General features: G+C 70.1%; 11 protein-coding genes. 2 read left to right on the forward strand and 9 right to left on the reverse strand.

Annotated features, from left to right (window positions below; translation table 11 throughout):
* Window positions 1–249, forward strand: a 249-nt coding sequence (locus tag MNY62_RS24675; protein WP_242346988.1) for a hypothetical protein, incomplete at its 5' end; no start/stop codon positions are given.
* A gap of 14 nt (window positions 250–263) precedes the next feature.
* Here the strand turns inward: MNY62_RS24675 and MNY62_RS24680 are convergent.
* A complete protein-coding gene (locus MNY62_RS24680; protein ID WP_242346989.1) occupies window positions 264–578 on the reverse strand; it encodes a hypothetical protein in 315 nt (104 codons plus the stop codon).
* A 94-nt stretch (window positions 579–672) separates the two neighbouring features.
* On the opposite strand from MNY62_RS24680, the gene MNY62_RS24685 reads away from it, so the two are divergent.
* Window positions 673–1,419: a sulfite exporter TauE/SafE family protein gene (locus tag MNY62_RS24685; protein WP_242346990.1), complete on the forward strand. Its 747-nt coding sequence runs from the start codon at window positions 673–675 to the stop codon at window positions 1,417–1,419.
* A gap of 396 nt (window positions 1,420–1,815) precedes the next feature.
* Here the strand turns inward: MNY62_RS24685 and MNY62_RS24690 are convergent, their stop codons facing one another.
* The 8 genes from MNY62_RS24690 to MNY62_RS24725 all read right to left on the reverse strand — a co-directional run.
* A complete protein-coding gene (locus tag MNY62_RS24690) occupies window positions 1,816–2,241 on the reverse strand; it encodes a CBS domain-containing protein (protein WP_242346991.1) in 426 nt (141 codons plus the stop codon).
* A gap of 2 nt (window positions 2,242–2,243) precedes the next feature.
* A complete protein-coding gene (locus tag MNY62_RS24695) occupies window positions 2,244–2,948 on the reverse strand; it encodes an ABC transporter ATP-binding protein (RefSeq protein WP_242346992.1) in 705 nt (234 codons plus the stop codon).
* A gap of 11 nt (window positions 2,949–2,959) precedes the next feature.
* The gene (locus MNY62_RS24700) at window positions 2,960–3,679 is read right to left on the reverse strand and encodes an ABC transporter ATP-binding protein (protein ID WP_242346993.1); all 720 of its coding nucleotides are present in this window, start codon (window positions 3,677–3,679) and stop codon (window positions 2,960–2,962) included.
* 11 nt (window positions 3,680–3,690) lie between these two features.
* Window positions 3,691–4,794, reverse strand: coding sequence for a branched-chain amino acid ABC transporter permease (locus MNY62_RS24705; RefSeq protein WP_242346994.1), 1,104 nt, complete (start codon window positions 4,792–4,794; stop codon window positions 3,691–3,693).
* A gap of 11 nt (window positions 4,795–4,805) precedes the next feature.
* Window positions 4,806–5,672, reverse strand: coding sequence for a branched-chain amino acid ABC transporter permease (locus MNY62_RS24710; RefSeq protein WP_242346995.1), 867 nt, complete (start codon window positions 5,670–5,672; stop codon window positions 4,806–4,808).
* A 239-nt stretch (window positions 5,673–5,911) separates the two neighbouring features.
* Window positions 5,912–7,063 (reverse strand): ABC transporter substrate-binding protein, encoded by a 1,152-nt coding sequence (locus MNY62_RS24715; RefSeq protein ID WP_242346996.1) that lies wholly within the window; start codon window positions 7,061–7,063, stop codon window positions 5,912–5,914.
* An 88-nt stretch (window positions 7,064–7,151) separates the two neighbouring features.
* Entirely contained in the window at window positions 7,152–8,516 is a 1,365-nt protein-coding gene (locus MNY62_RS24720) for a hypothetical protein (protein WP_242346997.1), read from the reverse strand.
* A gap of 290 nt (window positions 8,517–8,806) precedes the next feature.
* Window positions 8,807–9,538: Smr/MutS family protein (locus tag MNY62_RS24725; RefSeq protein WP_242346998.1), on the reverse strand; the 732-nt coding region annotated here is incomplete at its 5' end.

Here is a 9,538-nt window from a genome sequence, read left to right on the forward strand (position 1 = left end):
CGCGCAGGGGGCGCGCGCCGGGCCGAGGGGCGCGGCGGGCGCAAGGCCTCGGGCCGGGCGGGAGCGGCCGGCGGAACGGCGCGGCGCGGCCAGCCGGGTGGGAAGGGCCAGGGAGGGAAGGGCGGAAGGGGCCCCAAGGGCGGGAAGGGCCAGGGAGGGAAGGGCGGAAGGGGCCCCAAGGGCGGGAAGGGCCAGGGAGGGAAGGGCGGAAGGGGTGGCCCGCGCGGCGGCAACCGGCGGGGCTGGTAGCGCCGGACTCCGGGCTACCTCGCTGCGGGCGGCGCTCCGCGGAGTGCCGCCACGAACCGCCGCGCCTCCTCGATCGGCGTCCGTCGGGCGTGCGCGTGGTGCGGATCCGCCTCGTCGCGCGGCACGAAGCGCGCCTCCCCAGGCGTCGCCGGATCGAACGCGACCGCGAGGCGCTTCGCCGCGAGCGCGCGGAAGAACGGCTCCCAGCCGCAGCGCTCCCCGGCCTCGCCGTGGCCGACGAGGGCCGGCGCGCCGTCGCGGAGCGCGGGAGAGAGCCGGCTCCGGCCCGCGAAGTGGATGATCTCGCCCCGGTCGAGGGTCGCGTGCATCGGGACCTCCGGTCGGGATCTGCCGCTGCGCGGCAGCCCCGGCAATCGCCCGGCGGGGGCTGCGGAGCCGGGGCGCCCGTGCTAATCACGAAGGGTGACGCTCGCCCACGGGCTCCTCGTGACCGCATCGTCCGCCGCCGCCGGCGTCATCAACGCGGTCGCGGGGGGCGGGACGCTCCTCACCTTCCCGGCGCTGCTCACCGCCGGGCTCGGCCCGGTCGGCGCGAACGCCACGAGCACCGTCGCACTCTGGCCGGGTCAGTTCTCCTCGGTCTGGGCGTACCGCCGGCACATCGGGGAGGAGCGCCGGCGCGCGCTGACCCTCGGGGTGCCTGCCGTGCTCGGCGGCGCGATCGGCTCGGTGCTGCTCCTCGCGCTGCCGGAGTCGGCGTTCGCGGCGATCGTCCCCTGGCTCATCCTGTTCGCCTGCGCGCTGCTCGCGCTGCAGGGGCCCATCAAGACGTTCGTCGGTGGGCACGCCGTCGGGAACCACCCCGTCGCGCACTGGGTGATCCAGCTCCTCATCTCGATCTACGGGGGCTACTTCGGCGCCGGGATCGGGATCCTGATGCTCGCGGCGATGGGCATCCTGGTGCCGTCCTCGATGCAGCACGCGAACGCCCTCAAGGTGCTGCTCGCGCTGCTCACGAACGGGGTCGCGGCGATCCTCTTCGCCGCGAGCGGCAAGGTGGACCTGCACATCGCGCTGCTCATGGCGGTCGCGTCCCTGGCGGGTGGATGGATCGGCGCGCTGCTCGCGCAGCGGCTCCCGCCCGCCGGGATGCGGGCGTTCGCCATCGCGGTGGGCCTCTTCGCCGCCGGGAAGATGTTCCTGCGCTGAACGGTCGCGAACCCGCGCAGCGGGCGCGACCCCTCGACTCCGCGCCCGCTGCGCGGGCGCTACGCTCGGGGTGAGCGGCCACGTGGACCGCCTACGGGCGGGGGCGCAGCCTAACGGAATCTTCGTGGGAGGGCCCCGCGCGAAAGCGCGGGAGGGGCGAAGCCCCTCCGGCGGGGAACGGTCGCGAACCCGCGCAGCGGGCGCGACCGTTCACGGGCCCCGCCGAGCAGGGGTGGGGCCCCGGCGAGCTTCGCTCGACGGGGCGGGGACGCAGTCCCCGTTCAGAATGATCCAAGGTCGCGAACCCGCGCAGCGGGCGCGACCGTTCACGGGCCCCGCCGAGCAGGGGTGGGGCCCCGGCGAGCTTCGCTCGACGGGGCGGGGGCGCAGCCCCCGTTATTTCGAAAAGTGAATGAGCGCCTCGAGGGCGTTCGTCGTCGTGAGGATGCCCACGAGCTCGCCGCGCGGACCGGCGACGATGACGCCGTTCAGCTTGCGGTCGTGGAGGAGCTTCGCCGCCTCGGAGATGGGGGTCTCCGGCTTCACCGTGTGCGGCTTCGGGTTCATCGCCGCGGTGACGGGCGTCTTGGAGAGCAGGTACTGCAGCTCCCACTGATCGAGGCTCGTCGCCTTCGCGGGCATGTAGCCGAGGAGCATCTTCTCCGTCACGAGGCCGACGATCTTGTCGCCCTTCATCACGGGAAGCCGGCGGATGTTCCGCTCGCGGAGGAGGTGGATCGCCTCCACGATCGAGGCGTCGTCGCCGATGGTGATGGGGTTCCGCGTCATCCAGTCGCCGACCGTGAGCTTCGTGTCCGCCATGATCAGATCCCCAGGAAGGCCTTCTTCACGTGCGCGTTGTCGAGGAGCTCGGCTCCGGGGCCGGAGAGTACCACCCGGCCCGTCTCGAGCACGTAGGCCCGATGGGAGATGCGCAGCGACTGGTAAACGTTCTGCTCGACGAGCAGGATGGTCGTTCCCTGACGGTTGATCTCCTTGATGATCTCGAAGATGTTCCGCACGAGCAGCGGCGAGAGCCCGAGCGAGGGCTCGTCGAGGAGCATGACGCGCGGGTTGCCCATGAGGCCGCGCCCGATGGCGAGCATCTGCTGCTCGCCGCCGGACATGGTGCCGCCGAGCTGGCTCTTGCGCTCCGCGAGGCGGGGGAAGAGCGAGAACACCCGCTCCATGTTGCGCTCGCGGTCCTTGCGCGTGGCCTTCACGAACGAGCCCATGCGCAGGTTCTCGGTGACCGTCATCTCCGGGAAGATGCGGCGCGCCTCGGGCACCTGCACGATCCCCATCTCCACCACCTTGTGCGAGGGGACGTGCGAGAGCTCGTGGCCCTCGAAGGTGATCGATCCGGACGCCGGGCGGACGAGGCGGGAGACGTTCCGCAGGATGGTGGACTTGCCGGCGCCGTTCGCGCCGACGACGGTGACGATCTCCCCCTGCTTCACCTCGAGGTCGACGTCCCAGAGGACCTGCAGGTCGCCGTAGGCGAAGTTGAGCTTGCGGATCTGGAGCATGTCGTCTCCCGTCACTCGACCCGCTCGCCCAGGTAGGCGGCGATGACGTCGGGGTTGTCGGCGATCTCCCGCGGCCCGCCCTCGGCGAGCTTCTCACCGGAGTTGAGGACCACGATGCGATCGGAGATCCGCATGATGGCCTTCATGTCGTGCTCGATGACCATCTGCGTGAGCCCCCGCTTCTTGAGCTCGAGGATGAGCTGGATGATCTCCTCGGACTCGGCGGGGTTGAGGCCGCCCATCACCTCGTCGAGGAGCAGCAGCTCGGGCTTCGTGGCGAGGGCCCGGGCGACCTCCAGCTTCTTGCGCTCGCCGATGGGGAGCCCGCCCGCGAGGAAGTCCGGCTTGTGGTCCATGCGGACGACCTTGAGCTGCTCCATCGCGAGCTCTCGCGCGATCTTGAGGCTCGAGGTGCGGGCGAGTGCGCCCACCATCACGTTGTCCACCACCGAGAGCTTCGCGAGCGGGCGGACCTTCTGCCAGGTCCGCACCATGCCGAGCCGGCAGACCTGATCCGGCTGGAGCCCGTTGAGCCGCGTGCCCTTGAAGGTCACCTCGCCCTTCGAGGGCGGGTAGTAGCCGGTGATGCAGTTGAAGAGGGTGGTCTTGCCCGCGCCGTTCGGGCCGATGAGGCCCATGATCATCCCCTGCTCCATCGAGAAGGAGACGTCGGAGTTGGCCGCGAGGCCGCCGAAGAACTTGGAGACGTGCTTGATGTCGAGGATCGCCATGGTCGCCTCCCTCAGGCCGTCGCCGCCGGTTCCGTCCGGCCGCGCGAGGACGCGCGGCGGCGCACGCGCGACGCGAGCCGGCGGATGACGCCGAGCACGCCCTCGGGCGCGAAGAGGATCACCACCACCACGAGGATGCCGTACACGAGCATGTGCGCGTTCGAGAGGTTCGCCTCGACGAACCGGACGAACCCGGAGTCCGACGAGACGATCCCGAGCTGCACGAGCCCCTTCGGGTTGCGGAGGATCTCCGAGAGCGGCACGAGCACCATCGCGCCGATCACCGGGCCGAGGATCGTCCCGATCCCGCCGATGATGCAGATGAGGACGAACTGCACCGAGATGTCGAGCCCGAACACGGTGTTCGGGTCGATGAACTTCACGAACATCGCGTAGAAGCCGCCGGCCGCGGCGGTGAACGCGGCGGAGATCGCGAGCGCGACGTTCTTGTAGAAGGCGGGGTTGATGCCGAGCGAGTGGGCCGCGTCCTGGTCCTCGCGGATGGCCTGGAAGTAGTAGCCGAGCTTCGAGTGCTGCACGATCCAGTTCGCGATGATGGTGAGCACCGCGAGCCCGAGCGCCGCGAAGTAGAACGGCCGCTTGGTGAAGAACTCGATCTCGGTCGCGCCGATCTTGAGCGTCGGGATCTCGGAGACGAGGAACCCCTCGGCGCCGCGGGTGAACTCCTTGAAGTGGAGGGTGGCGAGCCGGATGATCTCGGCCACCGAGATCGAGGCGAGCACGAAGTACGGCCCGCGCAGCCGGAAGGTGATGCTGCCGATGACGAGCGACACGAGCACCGCCGCCGCGATCGCCGCCCAGATCCCGACCCACGGGGCGATCTTGTTCACCTCGAGCAGCATCATCGTGACGTACGCGCCGATGCCGAAGAACGCGGCGTGGCCGACCGAGTACTGGCCGGCGTAGCCGCCGACGACGTTCCAGGCCTGGCCCTGGATGACGGCGAGGAACAGCACGACGCCCATGTGCAGGACGTACGGCTTCTTCACGAAGCTCGGGAACACCGCGAGCGCCGCGATCGCGGCGACGAAGAGGACGAGCCCGAGCACGGAGAAGCCGCGGGGGGCGCGGGAGAGGAGGGGACGCCGATCCATGGAGTGCTCCCTTAGGCCCGGGTCTTCCCGAGGAGGCCGGACGGCTTGAAGAGGAGGAGGCCGAGGAAGAGCACGAAGACGACGAGCTCCTTCAGGCCCGAGGCGATGTACACCGCCGAGAGCGACTCGGTGACGCCGATGATGAGGCCGCCGAGCGTCGCGCCGATGACGCTGCCCATCCCTCCGAGCACCACGATGACGAAGGCCTTCAGGGTGAAGGTGCTGCCGACCTGCGGGAAGATGTAGTAGGTCGGCGAGATGAGCGCGCCGGCCACGCCCGCGAGCGCCGAGCCGATGCCGAAGGCGAGCACCGACATCGCCTGCACGTTGATGCCCATGAGCTGCGCCGCGTCGCGGTCCTGCGCCGTCGCGCGGATCGCCTGGCCGGTGTCCGTCCGGAGGAGGAACCAGTAGAGCGCGCCCGTGATGGCGGCGGTGATGAGGAACCCGACGAGCAGCGGCTCGGAGATCGAGATCCCGCCCAGCGAGAAGCTCGACGACGAGTAGGTCGTCGTGAGGATCCGGTAGTCGGACGTGAACATCAGCATGATCGAGTTCGACATGATGAGGCCGAGCCCGATCGTGAGGAGGATCTGGTTCTGCGGGAGCGCGTTGAGCACCCGGTTGATGAAGGTCTTCTGGAGGAACGCGCCCCACAGGAACAGGACCGGTCCGGTGATCACCACGGAGACGAACGGATCGATCCCGAGCCGGGAGAAGACGAGCCACGTCGTGTACATCCCGAGCATGAGCAGGTCGCCGTGCGCGAAGTTGATGACGCGCATGACGCCGAAGATGATCGTCAGCCCGATCCCGATGAGCGCGTAGATGCCGCCCACGAGGATCCCGCTGATCACCGACTGCAAGAACACGGTCATTCGGCTGGCTCCGCGGTGCTCCGGTCGAGGGGGTGAGCGAAGAACGAGAAGGCCGGCGAGCGTACCCAAACCGGCGAGCGGACTTCAACGCCTGTCCACTCCGGGAGGCACGAAAAGCGGCGACCGGCCGGAGGCGGGAGGCGAACGGCGCTCCCGAAACGAACGGGGCGGCGGGCCCGCGTCCGGCCCGCCGCCCCGAAGACACTCGAAGGCTCACGCCGCGTGACGCGGCGCCCCGATCACTTCCAGCCGGGGAACGGGTAGACGGCCTTCTTCTTCGCGAGCTGCTTCGGATAGACCGTCACGGACTTGCCGGCCTGGTACTGGATGACGGGCATGATGAGCTCGTTCTGGTTCGTGAACCCCTCGTAGTCCTGGAAGTCCACGTTGCCCATGATGCCGTTCCACTTGCCGGCCTTGAGCGCCTCCTGGATCTTCTTGCGGTCGCCGCCCGCCTTCTGCGCGACGTCGCCGACGATCATCATCGAGGCGTAGGCGCAGGCCGCGTGGTAGGTCGGCTTCTTCCCGTACTTCTTGAGGTAGCGGTCCGCGAACTCCTGCGCGGCCGGAGTGCTCTCGGGCGTCCACTGGGTCACCGAGAAGACGAGGTTCGAGATGTCCTTCTCGCTCTCGAACTGCGCGGTGTCGAACCCCGCGCCGCCGCCCAGGAACGCCTGGGGCTTCAGGCCCACCTCACGCGACTGCCGCATCAGCAGGATCGCGTCCGCGACGTAGGACACCATGAAGACGAGATCCGGGCTCTGCGCCTTGATCTTCGTGAGCGTCGAGCGGTAGTCGGGCGCGCCCTTCTGGTACGCCTCGTCCCCGACGATCTTGAGCCCCTTCTTCTGCGCGAAGTCCTTGCCGGCCGCGGCGACGGACGTGCCGAAGTCGGTGGACTCGTAGATGAAGGCGATCGTCTTCGGCTTGCCGAACTCGAGCGCGGCGTCGATGAGCGACTGCGCGTACTGGTGCGCCGGGGCGTTGAGCCGGAAGACGAAGTCGTACCCCTGCTTGGTGATCTCCTCCTTCGCGGCGGCCGGCACGACCTGGGGCACCTTGTACTGGTTCGCCAGCTTCGCGACCGCGTTCGCGGTGGCGGACGTGTACGGCCCGACCACCGCCGCGACCTCGTCGCCCGTCGCGAGCTGCTCCATGGCGCTCATCGACACCTGCGGCTTGCCGGTGTCGTCCTGCTTGATGAGCTCGACGTTGACGCCCTTCTTCTTGAGGTCCTCGACGGCCATGTCGACGCCGTTCGTGAGGTTCTCGCCGATGGGGGCTTCGGGGCCGGTGATGGAGTTGATGAACCCGATCTTCACCTGCGCGTGTCCGGTGCCCGGGAGCGCGAGGCTGAGCGCCGCGAGGGCCGGGGCGAGCATCTTCTTCATGTGCCGCTCCTTGCGAGAGGGGGATCTCCAGGACGTGCGAAGGCGCCCGCGGAATTCATCCCCGCGGGCGCCCCCGATGTGACGACCTCTAGAACTTCAGCTGCGAAGAGACGGCGAGCTGCTGGGCCTCGTTGCTGACGCCCGACAGGTACGTCGTCTCGACGCGGATCCACTCGGCGCCGAACCGCCAGGACTTGCCGGCGTTGAAGATGACGCCGGCGGCGAGCTGGTCGTTCTTCTTGCGCGCGGTGGCCGCGGCCCCCGCGGCGGTGAGGTCACCCGCGTCCGCCTCGGCGCGGCCGAAGCCGGCCTGCAGCGAGACCTCCGGGATGAGCTTCAGGATGGCCTGGCCCCAGTAGCCCGTCCCGTTCACCGTCTTGACGTCACCGGCGACGAGCGCGGCGGAGGGGGTCGCGATGCCGAAGTACGTATCGTCGAGGCCGTCCATGTTGTAGTACTCGCCCTTCACCGTCAGGAAGGGCACGTTCACCTCGGCGTCCACGCCGATGCCGTTCACGCGCTTCGACTCGTACTGCCGCGTGGTGCCGACCTGGAACGCCTTCTCGTTCGTGTGGTACCCGACGCCGACCGTCGCGGAGACGTCCTTCATCGGCTTCAGGTTCGCGGCGACGCGCGCCTCGAAGTCAGGCTGGCGCGAGCGGTTGCCCTGGCCGAAGTCCACCGGCGTCCCGGCGTCCGCCGGCGAGAGGATCGCGACCTGGCCCGTGAGGTTGAGGGGGCCGACGACCGGGCTGACGGTCAGGCGGATCTGCGGCGAGCGGCGCCACAGGTTGCCGGCCTGCCAGAAGAGCGGATCGGCGACCCAGGCGAGCGAGTCGGCGAAGAGCGGGTTCACGAGGCCGTACTCCTGGCCGGCGAGGATCGAGACGTTCCCCATCCCGGTCTTCCAGGTGGCGGTCGCCGCCGCGAGGCGGAGCCGCATGAGGCCGTTGTACCAGCCGGAGGAGGCGGTGTTCCCGCCGCCGATGGTGCACACCGGGTTCCCGCCCGCGGCCGGCGTGACGCACGTCGCCGAGGTGGGGACGTGGCCGGCCTTGAAGTCGAACTCGATGACGCCGGAGAACTCGGCGCCGGTCCAGTTCTTCTCCTTGGAGGCGAGGCGGACGCCGAAGCGCGACTGACGCGCGCTCATGAGGAACGCGCCGCCGATCTCGGCGGCGCCGGCCTGAACCTGACCCGGGTAGTCCTTGGTGGCGAACGTCTCGGTGTCCCAGAACGCGTTCAGGAGCACGAAGCCGTACGGGGTGACCTTGACGCCTTCCTCGGCGGGCTTCGCCGCGGGCGCGGCCGCCTTCTCGGCGACGGCTGCACCGGCGGGCGGGGTCTGCTCGGCCGGCTTGGCCGGCTCCGCCGGCGGCGTGGCCTGCGCGAGCGCGGAGAGCGGCAGCGCGAGCGCGAGGCCTGCAGCGAGGAGCTTCTTGAAAGCCTTCATGCAGTTCCTCCGGAAGTCACTTTGCTTGCTGATGCGCGGGTGTGTCCGGGCCCTAACCGAAAGGAAGCGAAGGCTCGGACGGGTGCTTCCTCTCTACCACACCGAACATGCCCTCGAACGCAGAAAAATTGGCGCGTTGCAGCAGGAATTGCGCCCTCATGGGTGGGCAACACTGAGAGCGAACCCAGGGCGCGGGACGTCCTCGCCGAAAGGAGGGAGGTCGACGCCGGGGAGCTCATCGGAGGAATCCGACGGCGTCCGCCGTGACGAATGGTGAATGGTGCGACGCGTCAGCGCCGCAGGCTGACGACCGTCACCGCGTCGCCGCCCTCGTGACGATCGCCCGGGCGGAACGCGCCGACGTAGGGAGACGCGGAGAGGTGATCGCGGAGCGCCTGCTTGAGGGCGCCGGTGCCGTGGCCGTGGAGCACGAGGCACTCCGCCTCGCCCTCCGAGTAGACGCGATCGAGGAACCGCTCCACCTCGCGCAGCAGCTCCTCCACGCGCAGCCCGCGCACGTCGAGCCGCCGCTCGAAGCCGCGCGGCGCGTCCGGCCGCGCCTCGGCCGCGGCCGCGAGCTTCTCCGAGCGCGAGCGCCCGAGCTTCGCCGCGTCCTTCGCCTTCCCGACGAGCGGCACGAGGTCCGAGACGGGCCGGCGGACCTTGAGCGGCCCGGCCCGCACGAGCGCATCCTTCCGGTCCACCTCGAGGACCTCGCCCTCCTGCCCGAGCGAGACGATCCGGACGCGCACGCCCGGCTTCACCTCTCCCCCCGGGAGCGCCTCCGCGCCCGCCTCGGCGCGCGCCTTCGTCGCCTGCGCCGCCTGCGCGACGGTGGCGCGCCAGGCGTCGAGCTGGCGGGCCGCCTCGGTCGCCGCCTTCACGGTGGGCGCCGCCTGGAGACCGGCGAGCAGCTCCGCCACCTCCGCGCGCGCCGCCTCGAGCTCGTCCACGAGCGCCTCGCCCATCCGCGCGGCCGCCTCGCGCTCCGCGCGCCGCGCGGCCTCCTCGGCGGCCCGGGC

Source organism: Anaeromyxobacter terrae (assembly GCF_022690685.1).
Classification (GTDB): Bacteria; Myxococcota; Myxococcia; order Myxococcales; family Anaeromyxobacteraceae; genus Anaeromyxobacter; species Anaeromyxobacter terrae.

What these genes read in the sequence shown, in the direction of transcription:
- MNY62_RS24680 (WP_242346989.1), bottom strand. Translation starts at nt 578, where the DNA reads ATGCACGCGACCCTCGACCGGGGCGAGATCATCCACTTCGCGGGCCGG.
- MNY62_RS24690 (WP_242346991.1), bottom strand. Translation starts at nt 2,241, where the DNA reads ATGGCGGACACGAAGCTCACGGTCGGCGACTGGATGACGCGGAACCCC.
- MNY62_RS24695 (WP_242346992.1), bottom strand. Translation starts at nt 2,948, where the DNA reads ATGCTCCAGATCCGCAAGCTCAACTTCGCCTACGGCGACCTGCAGGTC.
- MNY62_RS24700 (WP_242346993.1), bottom strand. Translation starts at nt 3,679, where the DNA reads ATGGCGATCCTCGACATCAAGCACGTCTCCAAGTTCTTCGGCGGCCTC.
- MNY62_RS24705 (WP_242346994.1), bottom strand. Translation starts at nt 4,794, where the DNA reads ATGGATCGGCGTCCCCTCCTCTCCCGCGCCCCCCGCGGCTTCTCCGTG.
- MNY62_RS24710 (WP_242346995.1), bottom strand. Translation starts at nt 5,672, where the DNA reads ATGACCGTGTTCTTGCAGTCGGTGATCAGCGGGATCCTCGTGGGCGGC.
- MNY62_RS24715 (WP_242346996.1), bottom strand. Translation starts at nt 7,063, where the DNA reads ATGAAGAAGATGCTCGCCCCGGCCCTCGCGGCGCTCAGCCTCGCGCTC.
- MNY62_RS24720 (WP_242346997.1), bottom strand. Translation starts at nt 8,516, where the DNA reads ATGAAGGCTTTCAAGAAGCTCCTCGCTGCAGGCCTCGCGCTCGCGCTG.